This is a genomic window from Oscillibacter valericigenes (genome assembly GCF_021531435.1).
In the GTDB taxonomy this organism is placed as follows: domain Bacteria; phylum Bacillota; class Clostridia; order Oscillospirales; family Oscillospiraceae; genus Oscillibacter; species Oscillibacter valericigenes_B.
The window spans coordinates 135,869-151,580 of the sequence record NZ_JAFBIS010000001.1 but is presented as its reverse complement, the minus strand read 5'-3'; the positions used below and the strand labels follow the sequence as shown (position 1 = coordinate 151,580).

Genomic DNA, 15,712 nt, shown 5'->3' with positions numbered 1-15,712 from the left:
TCTGACCCGGATCCCTATCATTTTTGAAGGAGGATTATTAGCATGAAGAAGTTCCTTGCAATGCTTCTCGCTCTGGTCATGGTCCTGAGTCTGGCTGCCTGCGGCGGCAAGAAGACTGAGGAGCCTGCCAAGACCGAGGAACCCGCCAAGACCGAAGAGCCCGCTGCTGATCCCGCCGCCGAAGTGAAGGTCGGCCTGATCTGCGTCCACGACGAGAACTCCGGTTACGACGCCGCCCACATCGAGGGCGTGAAGAACGCCTGCGCGGCTCTGGGCATCTCTGATTCCCAGATCATCATGAAGTACAACATTCCCGAGGACGAGACCTGCTATGATACCGCCGTCGACCTGGCGGAGCAGGGCTGCGGCATCATCTTCTCCGATTCCTACGGCCACCAGCTGTACATGCAGGAAGCCGCCAGCGAGTATGAGGATGTCGTTTTCGTGGCCTGCACCGGCGATACCGCCGCCAATTCCGGCCTGGCCAACTTCAAGAACATGTTCCCCTATACTTATGAGTCCCGTTACGTCTCCGGCGTCGTCGCCGGCATGAAGCTCAAGGAGCTGATGGACGCCGGTAAGGTCTCCGATCCCTACATCGGCTATGTCGGCGCCTTCCCCTACGCCGAGGTGGTCTGCGGCTACACCGCTTTCCTGCTGGGCATCCAGTCCATCGTCCCCGAGGCCCACATGGACGTGCAGTACACCAACTCCTGGTATGATCCCGTGGCTGAGGGCGAGGTCGCCAATGCTCTGATGAGCCGCGGCTGCGTCATCATCGGCCAGCACGCCGACTCCACCGGCGCTCCCTCCGCTGTCCAGGCTGTGAAGGACTCCGGCAAGGAAGTCTACTCCGTCGGCTACAACATCGACATGCTGTCTGTCGCTCCCACCGCCGCCCTGACCTCCGCTCAGAACAACTGGGCCGTGCTGTATCAGCACATGCTGGAGAAATTCCTGGCCGGCGAGGAAGTCCCCACCGACTTTGCCTGCGGCGCTGCTGACGGTGCCGTTATGATCTCCGCTCTGGGCGAGAGCTGCGCCGAGGGCACCCAGGAAGCCGTTGACGCCGCTTGGGCCGGCATCAAGGACGGCAGCCTGAAGGTCTTTGATACCTCTACCTTCACTGTCGGCGGCGAGACCGTCACCACCGCCTTCGGTCTGGATACCGACGGCGACTGGGTCAACGACACCGGCGAGGCCATCGTTGACGGCGCCTTCCAGGAGTCCGTCCTGCGTTCCGCTCCTTACTTCGCTCTGCGGATCGACGGCATCACCGAGCTGAACAACAACTGATCTCTCAGTTCCAAAGAGGGGACTGCCGGCCGGCAGTCCCCTCTTTTCGTTTTCTTGTGAAAAATAGGTCGTCCTTTCCGCCGTTTTCAAAAATTTTGTGTGCAACTCTCACAATTATTTTGCCATTTGCGATTTACATTATCAAAAAACCATGCTATACTTTAAGTCAGATATCGACCTTTCAAATGAAGCGCCGGGCTTCCGGTTTCTCCGGCGCTTCCCCATTTTATGCCGAAGACGGCAGGAAGGATGGTCATTTTGGAAACTGTAGCAGCGGTCCAATTGAAAAACATCACAAAACGGTTCGGAAAGGTAGTCGCCAACCACAATGTCTCCTTGGACATCAACCGGGGAGAGATCCTGTCCCTGCTGGGAGAGAACGGCAGCGGCAAGACCACCCTGATGAACATGCTGGCCGGCATCTACTTCCCTGACGAAGGCGAGATCCTGGTGAACGGCAAGCCTGTCACCATTGCCTCCCCCAAGGACGCCTACGACAACGGCATCGGCATGATCCACCAGCATTTCAAGCTGGTAGACGTGTTTACCGCGGCGGAGAACATCGTCCTGGGCCTGGAGGAAGAGGGCAAGCTGGACCTGAAGGCCGCCTCCGCCAAGATCACGGAGATCTGCGATCGATACGGCTTCCATATCGACCCCGCCAAAAAGGTCTACGATATGTCCGTATCGGAAAAGCAGACGGTGGAGATCGTCAAGGTCCTCTACCGGGGCGCGCAGATCCTGATCCTGGACGAGCCCACCGCCGTGCTGACGCCTCAGGAGACCGACCGCCTCTTTGACGTCATGCGGAACATGAAGGCCGACGGCAAGGCCATGATCATCATCACCCACAAGCTCCACGAGGTCATGGACGTCTCCGACCGGGTGGCGGTCCTGCGGAAGGGCGAGTACATAGGCGACGTCCTGACAAAGGACACCTCGCCCCAGGCGCTGACGGATATGATGGTGGGGCACGCGGTGACGCTGAACATCGACCGCCCGGAGCCCAAGGACCCCACTCCCCGTCTGGAGGTCGAGCACGTCACCGTCTTTGACGCCATGGGCGTCAAGCGGCTGGACGATGTGACCTTCACCGCCATGGGCGGCGAGATCCTGGGCATCGCCGGCATCGCCGGCTCCGGCCAGAAGGAGCTGCTGGAAGCCATCGCCGGCCTCCAGCCCATGCAGAGCGGCGCCTCCATCCGCTACCGCCCCATCGGTCATCCCGATAACAAGGACGGTGTGGAGCTGGTGGGCAAAACGCCTCTGCAGATCAAGCGTTCCGGCGTGTCTCTGGCCTTTGTGCCGGAGGACCGTCTGGGCATGGGCCTGGTAGGGTCCCTGGGCATGACGGGCAACATGCTGCTGCGCAGCTACCGCAAGGGCCACGGTATTTTCACCGACCGCAAAGCCCCCAAGAAGCTGGCCGAGGAAGTCATGGAGGAGCTGGATGTTGTCACGCCCAGCGTCAACTTCCCGGTCCGGCGTCTGTCCGGCGGCAACGTGCAGAAGGTCCTGGTGGGCCGTGAGATCGCCCAGAAGCCCTCTGTTCTGATGACGGCCTACGCCGTCCGCGGCCTGGACATCAACACCTCCTATACGATCTACAACCTGCTGACGGAGCAGAAGATGAAGGGCGTCGCCGTGGTCTACGTGGGCGAGGATCTGGACGTGCTGCTGGAGCTGTGCGACCGCATCCTGGTCCTGTGCGGCGGCCAGGTCAGCGGCATCGTGGACGCCCGCACCACCACCAAAGAGGAAGTGGGCCTGCTGATGACCCGCTTTAATAAGGAGGCTGCGGAGGCATGAGTCAAGTGAAACAAGGAAAAGAACCCCTGCTGCGCATCGCCAAGCGGGACGGCATCTCCCGTCCCAAGGCATACGGCATCCGTGTGATCGCGGTGCTGTTGTCGTTGATCGTCAGCGGCATCTTCATCTTTGCCGTGACCAAGCTGAATCCCATCCAGGTCTATGAGGCCATTTTCGACGGCGCCTTCGGCACCTCCCGCCGGAGCTGGGTCACCATCCGTGACACCATGATGCTGCTGTGCATCGGCGTGGGTCTGGCTCCCGCCTTCAAAATGAAATTCTGGAACATCGGCGCCGAGGGCCAGGTGCTGATTGGCGGCGTCATCACCGCCGGCATCATGCGGGCCTACGGCACGTCCCTCCCCACCCCGGTGCTGCTGGTCATCATGGCCATCATGAGCATCCTGGCCGGCTGTGTCTGGGGCGTCATCCCCGCCACCTTCAAGGCGGTGTGGAACACCAACGAGACGCTGTTCACCCTGATGATGAACTACGTCGCCATCCAGATCACCAGCTATTGCGTGGCACTGTGGGAAAACCCCATCGGCTCTAACACCGTGGGCGTCATCAACCAGCAGACGAAGGCCGGCTGGTTCCCGGAGGTCTTCGGCCAGACGTACGGCCTGAACGTGATCCTGGTCCTGGTGCTGACTGTGGGCATGTTCCTGTACCTGAAATACTCCAAGCACGGCTATGAGATCACCGTCGTCGGCGACAGCGTCAACACCGCCCGGTACGCGGGCATCAGCGTGAAGAAGGTCACCATCCGCACCATGGCCATCTCCGGCGCCATCTGCGGTCTGGCGGGCTTCATCGCCGTGGCCGGTGCCAGCCACACCATCTCCACCTCCACCGCCGGCGGACGGGGCTTCACCGCTATCATCGTTGCGTGGCTCGCCCAGTTCAACACCTTCGTCATGATCCTCATTTCCCTGCTACTGGTGTTCCTGCAGAAGGGCGCCATCCAGATCGCCTCCCAGTTCAACCTGAACGATTACGCTTCCAATATCATCACCGGCATCATCCTGTTCTTCATCCTGGGCAGCGAGTTCTTCATCAATTACCGTGTTATCCTGCGGGGCAAAAAGGAGGGCGAGGCCAAATGACAAGCGCACAGATCATTCAGCTTCTGCAGTCTGCCGTATGCTTTGGCACCGTCATCATGTTCGGCGCCATCGGCGAGATCCTGACGGAGAAATCCGGCAACCTGAACCTGGGCGTCCCCGGTATCATGTACCTGGGCGGCATCGCGGGTCTGGCGGCTTCTTTCTTCTATGAGCTCAACAATCCCGCGCCCAACAAGGTAGTGTGCCTGCTCATCAGCTTCATCGCCGCCTTCGCGGCGGCGGCTCTGGGCGGCCTGCTGTACAGCTTCCTGACCATCACCCTCCGGGCCAACCAGAACGTCACCGGCCTGACGCTGACCATCTTCGGCGGCGGCGTGGCAAACTTCTTCGGCGGCGGCCTGAACACCATGGCCGGCGGCGTGGGCCAGATCTCCGTGGCGGCCACCAGCTCCGTCTACCGCGCCAACCTCAATAACGTGACGAATCTGGGCGTCGTGGGCAAGCTGTTTTTGAGCTACGGCTTCATGGCCTATCTCGCCATTGTGGTAGCGGTGGCCATGGCTTGGTTCCTGAACCGCACCCGCACTGGTCTGAACCTCCGGGCCGTGGGCGAGAATCCTGCCACCGCTGACGCGGCGGGCATCAATGTCACCCGCTATAAGTATCTGGCTACCTGCATCGGCGCCGGTATCTCCGGCATGGGCGGCCTGTACTACACCATGGACTACATCAAGGGCACCTGGGCCAACGACGGCACCATCGAGTCTCTGGGCTGGCTGGCCGTGGCGCTGGTCATCTTCGCCACCTGGCGGTCTGTCAACGCCATCTGGGGCTCTTACCTGTTCGGCCTGCTGTTCTGGGTCTACCTCATCATTCCCGGCCTGGGCCGCAAGGACATCGAGCTGTTCAAGATGCTGCCCTACCTGGTCACCATCGTGGTGCTGGTGGTCACCTCCCTGCGCAAGAAGCGTGAAAACCAGCCCCCGGCAAGCCTGGGCCTTGCCTATTTCAGAGAAGAGCGCTGACGCAACCTGCAAAGAGCCGCTGCGAATTTCGCAGCGGTTCTTTTTTTCTTGTCGCTTTACAGTTTTTTCATATTTTATTCCCAAAATATCCATGATTTCCCCATAGCACTTGTGCTATCTTTTTTGTACAAATCTGTACAGATAAAAAGGTGATATTCTTGCGCCTGTCCAATATTCCCTGGAAGGATTTGAAATATGTCCTGTGGCTGCCGCTCTACCTCCTGGCTTTCGTACTGATTGAGCACCTCCCCATGAACAACTACTGGTCCACCCAGCTCCCGCTGGATAGCCGCATTCCCTTCTGTGAGTGGTTCGTCCTGTTTTACTGCGCATGGTATCCCCTGCTGATAGCGGTCGGACTGTACCTGCTGCTCCAGGACGCGCCCGGTTTTCGCCGTTATATGGCCTTCCTGTCTGTCACTTTCTTTTCCAGCGTCCTGATCTGGCTCCTGATCCCCAACGGCCAGGATCTCCGTCCCCAGGTCTTTCCCCGTGACAACCTCCCTACCGCCCTGATAGCCGCCCTCTACCATGTCGATACCAATACCAACGTCTTTCCCTCCGTCCACGTGGTGGGCTCCGTGGGCGCGGCCCTGGCGGTGTGGGACAGCCCCCGCTTGCGCTCCCATCCCCTGCCGCGGTTGGGCGTTCCGGTGCTGGCGGCCCTGATCTGCGTCTCCACCCTGTTCATCAAGCAGCACTCCGTCCTGGATGTGGCAGGCGGACTGGTTCTGTCCCTGCTGGCCGCCGTCCCTATCTACCGGCGAAAACGTCCATAAAAAATTACCGTGAGCAAACATGCTCACGGTAATTTTTTATGCTGTTCAATCCACAAATACCTGCAGCGTCACCGGAATTTCCCGCCCCGGTGTCGCCAGATAGGAACCGTTGTAGTACATGCCGCAGGAGGCGCCGCCGTCGACATTGAAGGCATCCACGCAGCCCAGCGCCAGCATCAGCTCCCGCATCTGCTGGATCGTCGCCCCGCCGGGCACGGACACCAGCAGCAGCTCTCCCTCCCCGTTGACGCCCACAGCGGTCCGGGGCGCGGAATTGGTGGTGAAGCGCGCCTCGGTAAAGCCCGGCTCTAGTGAGGTAACAATGGCCCCGTCCTGTACCAGCCGGGGCGCACCGGAGATGATGCTCTCCACATCATCCAGCCGGAAGCCCTCCGGGTCCTCCTTAAAGAGGTAATACTCCATCGTCACGCTCTTACCCACAGTGGGGATACGGAAATAATCCGTGGAGGTGTATCCGGTGCCCATAAACACCACATAGCCGTCGGCAGGGATGCTCACCACGGCGCCCGGCGCCACCGGGTCAAAGCCGGTGATGACGCCTCCGCTGACCGTCAGCATACTGCCGGTGCCGGTGACAGCCACGCTCTTGCCGTAGGCCGGGGTATACATCACGGACACGCTGTCACCCTGGTAGTAGGTGTTGATCTCATAGGCGGCCCAGGAGTTGGAGCCGCCGGTCTCTTTCACCCGGGTAAACAGGGCGGGACGTCCGATGCGCACCTCGCCGTTTTTCGTAATACCCAGAGAGGACACGCCGGAGCTGGCATACAGGAACTCGCCGTCCACCATCACATGACCGATGGGAACCTTGAACGCGTCATAAGCGGCGAAGAAATTGCCGTTGATCACGGCCACGGCGCCGCCGGAATTTTTCACGATCTGGGAAAACGGAGCGGTGGCGCCTAAAGTGTTGTTCACCATGGCGGACTTCACGGTCACCCGGGGATTGGCGGTGTTCACCGTCAGCACATGGGCGGTCACATTGCCCTTGGATGTGGCAACCGTCTTTTTCGCGTATTTCACCGTGGAATTGTTGTAGGGAACGTAGGAATAGGTCCAGCCCGCGCCGCTGCCCAGTACGCCGGCAGCCTTACCCTCGGCGGTGGTGAATACGCCGTCATCCCGCAGCTTTTCCGCCAGGGTACGATTCTCCCCCTTCATGCGGCAGGTCAAAGCAGCGTAGGACAGGTCCACCATATCGCCCCGGTTCAGCGTCAGGCCGGGCAGCTTGCTCACCGCCGCCTGGTCCATCATGCCGATACTGTTGGCAAATGCCATCTGCTGTCCCCATGCAAAATCGCCCTCGGTGTCGCTGTACCCCAGGGCACGCAGCAGGAAGGTCACATATCCCGTGGCAGTCAGGGGGCTGTTGGGCGTAAAGGTCGTCGCACTGGTTCCCTTGGTCAGGCCGTGAACATAGGCATAACCCGCATGGTCCTGGCCCCAGGTCAGGTCCGTGAAGGGAGATACCTCCTTACGGCTCAGTGCCTCTTCCTCCTTGCCCAGCAGTCGAATGAGCATCACCAGTCCCTGCATCCGGGTAGGGGTATTGTCCAGCTTGTAGCCGTCTGCAGTACCCTGAAACAGATGCAGGGCCACCAGCTTGTCCGCCCGGTTGGTGGATTCCGCACTGGACCCGGAGGCCGCAGCCGGAACGGAAAGAAGTCCCGCCGCCAATATCAATACCAGCAAACAAGATAACATGCGCTTTTTCACGGTTTTTCGCTCCATTCTTACAAGAATAGAGTCAATATACCACTTCTTTACAGTGTATGCAATCCCCGCCACAAAAAAACGGCGGCCGTTCCCGGCCGCCGCTGCAAGAATATCACGCCTGATGCTGTTTTGATGCGGTGAGGATGTTTTCCATCAGCATAGCCCGGGTCATGGGCCCTACACCGCCGGGCACGGGAGTGATGTAAGATGCTTTCGGCTCCACAGCGGCGAAGTCCACGTCGCCGCAGAGTTTCCCGTTCTCGTCCCGGTTCATGGCCACGTCGATGACCACCGCGCCGTCCTTCACCATGTCAGCGGTGACAAAGCCCGTCTTGCCGATGGCGGACACCAGAATGTCCGCCTGACGGGTAAACTCCTCCAGATGCTCCGTCTTGGAGTGGCAGACCGTCACGGTGCCGTCGGCCTGGGTCAGCAGCATCGCCATAGGCTTGCCCACGATGTTGCTCCGTCCCAGCACCACACAGTTTTTGCCCTTCACCGGAACGGCGTAGGCCCGCAGCATCTCCATGACGCCGGCGGGGGTACAGGGCAGGAACACCGGCTCCCCAATGGACATCCGCCCCACGTTGAAGGGATGGAAGCAGTCCACGTCCTTGTCCGGGGCAATGGCGTTGATGACCGCATCCTCATCCAGACCCTTAGGAAGGGGAAGCTGGCAGAGGATGCCGTCCACCAACCGGTCTTCGTTCAGCTCACGGACCAGCGCCAGCAGCTCTTCCTGACTGGTCTCCGCGGGCAATCTGTGAGAAAAGCTCTGAATTCCACACTCTGTACAGTCTTTTTCCTTGCCATTGACATAGACCTGGCTGGCGGGGTTCTCCCCCACCAGGATCACCGCCAGGCCAGGCTTTCGGGGCAGCTTTGCCGCCTCCTCCCGGACCCGTTCCTTCACCTGGGCTGCCAGGGCCTTGCCGTCAATCCGTACCGCCATCGTCAAGTTCCTCCGTCTCCGACGCTTCTGCCGCGGTCTCCTCTGCCGTTATCTCCTCCAGCGGAGCATCCGCCGCGGTTTCCGCAGTTTCAGCGGCAGCTGCCGCGGCCACCTGCTTCACCAACAGACCGTCTGCAGTGCGTTTTTTGATCTTGATATTGTAAAACAGCATAAACGCCGCCACCACGACCATCACCATGCTCAGCACCTGGGACACCCGGATGGGCTGGCCCATAAAGGTCCAGTTAAACAGGTACAGGCTGTCGGTCCGCAGGCCCTCGATCCAGGAGCGGCCCAGGCCGTACCACAGGAAGTAGAACCAGGTGTTCTCGCCGTCGAACCGACGGCCCTTGGTGATAACAAGCAGCATCAGCAGCAGTCCCACCAGGTTCCACAGGCTCTCATAGAGGAAGGTGGGATGCACCTCGATATACTGGGTCGTGCTGACCCACAGCCGCATCCGCCAGGGCAGGTCGGTGAGGCCGCCGAAGGCCTCCCGGTTGATGAAGTTGGCCCACCGGCCGATGATCTGGCCCAGCAGCAGACCCATGGCGGCCAGGTCCGTCATGGCGGCGAACCGCAGCTTCTTTACCTTTGTGAAGATCAGCACCACGATCACGCCGGCGATGACCGTGCCGTAGATGGCAAGGCCGCCGTCCCAGATGGCAACGATGCGGCCCCAGTCCAGGCTTCCGTCGGCGTTGCGGTACAGGTCCAGGTAAAAAATGACGTAATAGATACGGGAGCCCAGGATGCAGCAGGGCACCGCCCACAGCACCAGGTCCAGCACATTGTCCTCGGTGAGGCCAAAGCGCTTGGCCTGCTTCATGCACAGGAACAATCCGGCCAGCATAGCGCAGGCCAGGATGATCCCGTACCAGTAAATCCCGTGGCCGATGTGGAGGGCGATGGGATCGGGGTTGAATTCCCAGTCACCGAACAGGCCGGGAAAGCTGATGGGCATATCCTTTAACGCAGTCAAAACAAAATTCTTCCTTTCTTAAAAAACGCTGTGGCCGGGGCGGTTTAACGGGGCACGATCTCGCTGAGGACACACCGCTCCTCCGTGATGTTCTCCCGCAGGAAGTCCCGGATGTCCTCCTTGGTGACCTCATCGAACACCTGAGGGAACCGGAAGGGGTCGTAGCCGTTGAAATAACCCTCCGTCAGGGAGACGGCAATGTTCTCAAAGGAGTTCAGCCCCCGCAGATTGGCGCCGAAGGCGGCTTTCCGCACCTGCTGGTAGAACTCCTCGTCGATACCCTCTCTCACCAGCCGCGCGGATTCCTTCAGGATCTCCTCCCGGACCTTCCGGGCGTCCTTGCTGTCACCGCCGGCGTAGAGGTACGCTACACCGGGCATGGTCTCAAAGGCGCCGCCGAAGCTGGTGTTGATGAGCCCTTCATCGTAGAGCCGCAGGTACAGGGGGCTGGAATCCCCAAGCAAAATGTCGCAGGCCATGTCGCCGACGACATTGGCACGCAGGCAATCTCCCTCCCGGGCGGGTGCGCATTTGAAGCCGGTGAGGAACTGGGGACAGGAGACCTCCATGGCGAGGCTGGTCTCCTTCTCCGCCACCTCCGGCGGCTCCGTGCCGTGGTCCCGGGGGATGACCGGGCCGCCCTCCCGGGGCAGCACCCGACGGGCCAAATCCACAACATGGATGGGGTCCACATCGCCCACAACGGTCAAAACCATGTTGGACGGCGTGTAGAACGCCTTGTGGCAGTCATACAGCGTCTCCGCCGTGATGTGGGAGATGCTCTCCACCGTTCCGGCGATGCTGGTGCGGGCAGTGCTGTTCTGGTACAGCGCCCGCATCATGCGGACGTAGATCTGCCAGTCGGGGTTGTCCTCCACCATGCGGATCTCCTGGCCGATGATGCCCTGCTCCTTGGCAACGCTCTCCTCGGTAAAATAGGGGATGGACACGAAGGACAGCAAAATCTCCAGATTCTCCTCAAAATGGTCGGTGGAATCGAAATAATAGCCGGTCATGGCGTTGGAGGTAAACGCGTTGGGCTCCGCGCCGTTCTTCGCCAGCTCCTGGAGGGCGTTGCCCTCCTTGGTGTCGAACATCTTGTGCTCCAGGTAATGGGCAATGCCCGCCGGGGTGTCCAGCCACTTTCCGTTCAGGCAGAAGCGGGTGTCCATGCCGCCGTAGCGGGTAGCGAAAAAGGCGTATTTCTTGGCGTAGCCGGGCTTGGGCACCACATAAATTTGCAGTCCGTTGGGCAGGGTCTCCCGGTAGACGGACTCCCCCAGCCGCTCGTAAAAGCTCTGCTTCATTCCGCCGCCTCCTTTCCCCGCAGGAAGTACACCGTGTCCAGTTCCACGGACTTCATGGCGTTGAAGATGCGCTCCGGCGTCACGTTCCGCACCTGCTCCGCCAGCTCCTCCGGCGTCTCGGACTGTCCGGTGGCCGCCTGGCCCAGGTAGAAGTTCTCCAGCTTTCCCTGGGAGTCGCCCATAGAAGCGTAGGCGTTCAGCAAGGTGCTCCGGGCGCCGTCCAGCTCCCAGTCCTCCAGGTCGCCGTTTCGCACGGCGTCCAGCTGGGCCATGATCTCGTCGTATGCTTTCTGATAGTTCTCAAACTCGATGCCGGAGGACACCGTGATGATGCCCTTCTGGCGGTGGTACAGGGAGGATGCGTAGTAGCAAAGGGACAGCTTCTCCCGCACGTTCAAAAACAGCTTGGAATTGCTGCTGCCGCCGAACAGCGTGTTGCCCATCAGCAGCGCGGCGGTGTCGTCGCTGCCGCAGGCAAAGCCCATGCCCAGCTTGCCCTGGGTCACGTCCAGTTCCTCCGTCACCCGCAGCACCTCCTGTCGGGCGGGGTGGGCCTGGGCCGGGAAGGTCTCCCGGATGTTCTCCCGGGGCAGGGTGGCAAAGGCGGACAGCAACGCGTCCTCCACCCGCCGCCGGTCGGCGCTGCCGCTGTAAAACAGCTCCAGCCGGGAGGCGGCGATGAGCTTTCCGTACTGGGCGTACAGCTTCCGCAGCTGCAGCCGCTCCGCGCCCTCCTCGCTGCCCAAACGGGGGATGCCATAGGGCTCCCCGGCGCACATCTCCCGCAGCAGGCGGCTGTCGGCGTAGTCCCGCTTGTCGTTGATGATGCTGCGGATGGCATCGATGAGGTTGGTCTTTTCGCTCTCAAAATAGGCGGGCACGAACCGTCCCCGCTCCGTAGCGGGGTCGCAGACCAGCTCGCCCAGCAGCGCCGCCACCGGCTCCAAAAGCCGCTCCCCATCGGGGGTAAAGCTGTCGTCGATGAAGCTGGCCACAAAGCCCACGCACTGGGTCTCGCCCTTTTTCCGCACCGTGTAGTCGATGCGGGCGCCGTACAGCTTGTCCAGCCGGGCGGACAGTGCCCCCATGTCGGGATAGGTGACGGTGCCCCGCCGCAGCACGGCGGGCAGCAGCGCATAGGCGGAGGCGGTCTCCTCCGCCAACGGCGTCACGAACTGGGCGGAGAGCAGGCTGGTCTTGAATTTCCGGGCCGGCAGATAGGTGAGGTACACCCCGTCGGTCAGTTTTGTTCTTGTCACATTTTCAGCTCCTCTCTTGCGGAGTGGATATATACGGAAGATATTATAGTATATCTCTTCCCATAATTCAAATTCTTTCTTCCGCTTTTTCTTCCGCCGCAGCATGATCTGCCGCCGGCGGCCTTCGCACCTGAAAAAAGCCGGACGGAGCCCCGCCCGGCTTTTCCTTTACGCTTTTCCGCCAATGCCCGGCAGAAAGCTTCTTTTCGCGTTTAAGCCCCCAGCAGACCGCCCACCAGGATGCCCAGATATGTACCGATCACATATCCGAAGGTGCCCACCAGCATGACAGGCCCCACCAAGGCGCTCCAGCCCTGGGAGATGGCCATGCCCGCGGCGGTGGTAGGCCCGCCGATATTGGCGTTGGAGGCCAGGATGATGTCCTCCAGGTCGAAGTGCAGCAGCTTGCCGCCGATGAAGCAGAACAGCATATTCACCAGCACCATGATACCCGTGAACACCAGCAGCAGCGGCGTCTCCTGAACGATCTTGACGATGGAGGCGGGCACGCCGATGACGAACAGGAACAGGTAAATGAGGTAGGTGCCGATCTCCTGGGAGCCGCTGAGCTTTGCCACCTGCTTTTCGCCGAAGGTGGCGCAGGCCATGGAAACGGTGGTGATCCACACATATTCACTGCCGAAGAAGGTATACAGCATGTGGAGCACCACGCCGGTGTCGGGAATCAGGCCTCCGATAAAGGCCGCGATGAGCTTTGCCGCGAACACCACCAAAACCGCGTAGGCGAAATTCATGGCGATGTCCTTCAGGGAGATGTCCTTCCGGCTCCAGTAGGCCGCCGCCTGAGTCTGGGCGCCGGACAGGTCGCCGCTCTCGGCGATGGCGTCAATGTGGGGATGGGAATAGTGCTTCCGGAAGAACTTCATGCCCGCAATGAAGATGAGGGCGAAGAAATACAGGGCCATCAGCAGGTTGTCCGCCACCGTGGTCGCCGCCTTGATGTCGCCCACATCAAACTCCGAGGCCAGGGCTGCAAAGTTGACGCCGCCGCCGATGTAAGAGCCGGTCATCATGGCCGCCACGCCCTCCAGTCCGGGAATAAAGGGGTGCAGAAGGGCGTAGGCGAGAAACGCCCCCGCCACGGTGCCGGCGGCGCCGATGAGGAAAATGGCCATCATCCGCCCGGTCTCTTTCCAGATCTTCTTCATATTGCACTGGAGAAGCAGCAGCGGGATGCCCATGGGCACCGCGTAGTCCCAGACGATGCTGTCGTAGAGCACGCAGCTGGTGGGGATGATCGCCAGGTTGGAAGCCGCCAGGGCGATGAGCAGGGCGATGATGGCGCCGGAGATTTTGGACGCCCACACATATTTCTGCTCCAGCCAGATGGCCAGGGCCACGGACGCCGCCATCAGTGCCAGCAGCGCCCAGGTATCATCGGCAGCAATGAGGCTCTCCCGCCCCAGATGCGCCAGAAAGAAGTCTGCAAACATACGGTTTCCTCCATTTTCCACGTCAGCCGCCGTCGGCGGCGTTTGCACCAGTATATCCCACCCCGCCTCTCCGCGCAAGTCCGGCCCGGAAAATTCACCGAAAATCAACCATTTTCCCCACGTTTCCCCGCCATGAAAAAATCTTTGATTTCCGCAAAATTTCTTTCCATTTTTCCCTTGACTTTTCCCCCGAATTCCTGTAAACTATTTCGTGTTGTAAAGGCGTATAACTTTACAGGAAGGGGCGGTCTCTTGAAAAATCAGACGTACCGTATGACTATGCTCTTCGATTTTTACGGAGAACTCCTGACCGACCGGCAGAAGGAATTTTTCGACCTCTACTACAATGAGGACCTGTCCCTGGCGGAGATCGCGGAGAACGCGGGCATCTCCCGGCAGGGCGTACGGGACGTCATCGTCCGGGCGGAGGCCGTCATGCAGGAGGTCGAGGACAAGACCGGCATCATCCGGCGGTTCGAGGCCCAGCGTCCCCATCTGGACGCCATTGAAGCCGCCGCCGAGCAGATCAGGACCATCAACTACCGCCAGTATGAGGACAGCCGGCTCACGGAGCTGGCGGACCGTATCACAGCGGAAACCAGCGCCTTAAAGGATTAAGTATGGCATTTGAAGGACTCACTGAAAAACTGAACGCCACATTCAAGCGCCTGCGGGGCAAGGGCCGCCTGACGGAAAACGACGTCCGGGAGGCCATGCGGGAGGTCCGCCTCGCCCTGCTGGAGGCTGACGTGGGCTATAAAGTGGTCAAGGACTTCGTGGCTACCGTCACGGAGCGGGCTATCGGCACCGATGTGCTGGACAGCCTGACCCCCGCCCAACAGGTCATCAAGATCGTCAACGAGGAGCTGACGAAGCTGATGGGCGGCGGCACCGCCAAGCTGACCATGGCCAACAACGGCCCCACCGTTGTGATGATGGTGGGTCTCCAGGGCGCCGGCAAGACCACCACCACCGCAAAGCTGGCGGGATTGATGCGGAAGCAGTACACGAAGCGTCCCCTGCTGGCGGCCTGCGACGTATACCGTCCCGCCGCCATTGAGCAGCTGAAGGTCGTGGGCGGCCAGCTGGATCTGCCTGTTTTCGAGCAAGGCCAAGGCGACCCCGTCACCATTGCCCAGAACGCCATCCGTCACGCCCGGGATTACGGCAGCGACATGGTGTTCCTGGATACCGCCGGCCGTCTCCATGTGGACGAGACCTTGATGGACGAGCTGAAGCGGATGAAAGCCGCCGTCCATCCCAACGAGATTTTGCTGGTCGTGGACGCCATGACCGGCCAGGACGCGGTGAATGCCGCCAGCGCCTTTGACGAAGCCCTGGGCATCGACGGCGTGGTCCTCACCAAGCTGGACGGCGACGCCCGCGGCGGCGCGGCTCTGACGATTCGGGCGGCCACCGGCAAGCCCATCAAGTTCGTGGGTACCGGCGAAAAGCTGGATATGATCGAGCCCTTCCACCCCGACCGCATGGCCTCCCGTATCTTAGGCATGGGCGACATGCTGTCCTTCATTGAAAAGGCCCAGGCCAACTACGACGAGAAGCAGGCCGCCAAGCTGGAGGAAAAGCTGCGGAAAAACCGCTTCACCCTCCAGGACTATTACGACCAGCTCCAGCAGCTGCGCGGCATGGGCGACCTGAGTCAGCTGGCGGGCATGATGCCCGGCAACCTGGGCCGTCAGCTCCAGGGCGCCACCATCGACGAAAAGGCCATGGCCCACACCGAGGCCATCATTCTCTCCATGACTCCGCTGGAGCGGGAGAATCCCCAGATCCTGAACGCCAGCCGGAAGAAGCGCATCGCCGCCGGCTGCGGTCTGGAGGTCGTGGACGTCAACCGCCTGTTGAAGCAGTTCGACATGATGCAGCAGCTCACCAAGCAGATGACGAAGGGCCGGATGCCTAACATGATGGGCAAAGGCGGCCGGATGCACGGCTTTGGCCGGAAAAAGCGTTTCAAATAACCGTATATAAGTGCACCCGCATTTATAGATAAAAAACAATCTATTTTACTTTTGGAGGTACAA

The 15,712-nt window shown here is 60.5% G+C and carries 13 protein-coding genes; 7 read left to right on the top strand and 6 right to left on the bottom strand.

All coding sequences use genetic code 11. The annotated features are described in order from the left end of the window. Positions 1 to 42: 42 nt before the first annotated feature. The 5 genes from JQM68_RS00645 (at position 43) to JQM68_RS00625 (ending at position 5,976) form a co-directional block, all read left to right on the top strand. On the top strand, positions 43 to 1,296 hold the full coding sequence (locus tag JQM68_RS00645; protein ID WP_268821356.1) for a BMP family ABC transporter substrate-binding protein: 1,254 nt from the start codon (positions 43 to 45) through the stop codon (positions 1,294 to 1,296). Between the two features lie 258 nt (positions 1,297 to 1,554). Then, on the top strand, positions 1,555 to 3,105 hold the full coding sequence (locus tag JQM68_RS00640) for an ABC transporter ATP-binding protein (protein ID WP_412758439.1): 1,551 nt from the start codon (positions 1,555 to 1,557) through the stop codon (positions 3,103 to 3,105). Continuing rightward, a complete protein-coding gene (locus JQM68_RS00635) occupies positions 3,102 to 4,211 on the top strand; it encodes an ABC transporter permease (protein WP_235220980.1) in 1,110 nt (369 codons plus the stop codon). The genes JQM68_RS00640 and JQM68_RS00635 overlap by 4 nt, the downstream gene beginning before the upstream one ends. Then, a complete protein-coding gene (locus tag JQM68_RS00630) occupies positions 4,208 to 5,197 on the top strand; it encodes an ABC transporter permease (RefSeq protein ID WP_235220979.1) in 990 nt (329 codons plus the stop codon). The genes JQM68_RS00635 and JQM68_RS00630 overlap by 4 nt, the downstream gene beginning before the upstream one ends. Positions 5,198 to 5,355: 158 nt before the next feature. Next, on the top strand, positions 5,356 to 5,976 hold the full coding sequence (locus JQM68_RS00625) for a phosphatase PAP2 family protein (protein WP_235220978.1): 621 nt from the start codon (positions 5,356 to 5,358) through the stop codon (positions 5,974 to 5,976). A 45-nt stretch (positions 5,977 to 6,021) separates the two neighbouring features. On the opposite strand, the gene JQM68_RS13830 is transcribed toward JQM68_RS00625, so the two are convergent. The 6 genes from JQM68_RS13830 to JQM68_RS00595 form a co-directional block, all read right to left on the bottom strand. Further along, positions 6,022 to 7,713, bottom strand: coding sequence for a phosphodiester glycosidase family protein (locus JQM68_RS13830; protein WP_235220977.1), 1,692 nt, complete (start codon positions 7,711 to 7,713; stop codon positions 6,022 to 6,024). 112 nt (positions 7,714 to 7,825) lie between these two features. Beyond that, positions 7,826 to 8,665: a bifunctional methylenetetrahydrofolate dehydrogenase/methenyltetrahydrofolate cyclohydrolase FolD gene (gene folD, locus JQM68_RS00615; RefSeq protein ID WP_235220976.1), complete on the bottom strand. Its 840-nt coding sequence runs from the start codon at positions 8,663 to 8,665 to the stop codon at positions 7,826 to 7,828. Next, positions 8,649 to 9,647, bottom strand: a complete 999-nt coding sequence (gene lgt / locus JQM68_RS00610; protein WP_235220975.1) for a prolipoprotein diacylglyceryl transferase — start codon at positions 9,645 to 9,647, stop codon at positions 8,649 to 8,651. The genes folD and lgt overlap by 17 nt, the downstream gene beginning before the upstream one ends. A 44-nt stretch (positions 9,648 to 9,691) precedes the next feature. Next, complete coding sequence (gene yfmH / locus JQM68_RS00605; protein WP_235220974.1) at positions 9,692 to 10,954, bottom strand: EF-P 5-aminopentanol modification-associated protein YfmH; 1,263 nt, start codon at positions 10,952 to 10,954, stop codon at positions 9,692 to 9,694. Then, positions 10,951 to 12,213: an EF-P 5-aminopentanol modification-associated protein YfmF gene (gene yfmF / locus JQM68_RS00600; protein ID WP_235220973.1), complete on the bottom strand. Its 1,263-nt coding sequence runs from the start codon at positions 12,211 to 12,213 to the stop codon at positions 10,951 to 10,953. Before yfmF ends, yfmH begins: the two co-directional genes overlap by 4 nt. Positions 12,214 to 12,425: 212 nt before the next feature. Then, the gene (locus JQM68_RS00595; protein WP_235220972.1) at positions 12,426 to 13,667 is read right to left on the bottom strand and encodes a DUF819 family protein; all 1,242 of its coding nucleotides are present in this window, start codon (positions 13,665 to 13,667) and stop codon (positions 12,426 to 12,428) included. A 252-nt stretch (positions 13,668 to 13,919) separates the two neighbouring features. Between JQM68_RS00595 and ylxM the strand changes: the two genes are divergently transcribed. Continuing rightward, a complete protein-coding gene (gene ylxM, locus JQM68_RS00590; protein WP_235220971.1) occupies positions 13,920 to 14,285 on the top strand; it encodes a YlxM family DNA-binding protein in 366 nt (121 codons plus the stop codon). A gap of 2 nt (positions 14,286 to 14,287) precedes the next feature. After that, the gene (gene ffh / locus JQM68_RS00585; protein WP_235220970.1) at positions 14,288 to 15,649 is read left to right on the top strand and encodes a signal recognition particle protein; all 1,362 of its coding nucleotides are present in this window, start codon (positions 14,288 to 14,290) and stop codon (positions 15,647 to 15,649) included. Positions 15,650 to 15,712: the final 63 nt, after the last annotated feature.